The 331-nt window shown below is 39.6% G+C and carries 1 protein-coding gene; it reads right to left on the minus strand.

Features of this window, described 5'->3' with window-relative positions:
- Positions 1 to 20: 20 nt before the first annotated feature.
- A complete protein-coding gene (locus LIQ05_RS19560; protein ID WP_019162211.1) occupies positions 21 to 272 on the minus strand; it encodes a helix-turn-helix domain-containing protein in 252 nt (83 codons plus the stop codon).
- Positions 273 to 331 lie beyond the last annotated feature (59 nt).

The following is a 331-nucleotide window of genomic DNA, read 5'->3' on the forward strand; positions in this document are numbered from 1 at the left end:
AACTTCCCCATTTGTCACTTCTATTCATCTTTGCCATCAATGAGAAATATGTATGAAACCTGAAAGATTTCAGCAATGGCTTTTAATTCAAGATCAGTGACATAACGCTTGTTTGTTTCGATTCTGGTGATTACATTTTTATCCATATCGTAACCAGCTAACTGGAGTTTATAGGCAAGATCACGCTGAGACATATTGTGAGTCCTGCGAAGCTCAATCAACCGTTGGCTGATCAGATTCTTCTCACCAGACTGTGTCCTTGGCTTTGGCATTTTAAATCTCTTCCTCTCTGGTAAAAGGATGGCTTGTCTCACTTTTTGCACCATCTGTA

Origin of the sequence: Blautia glucerasea (genome assembly GCF_020537505.1) — a bacterium.
Classification (GTDB): Bacteria; Bacillota; Clostridia; order Lachnospirales; family Lachnospiraceae; genus Blautia_A.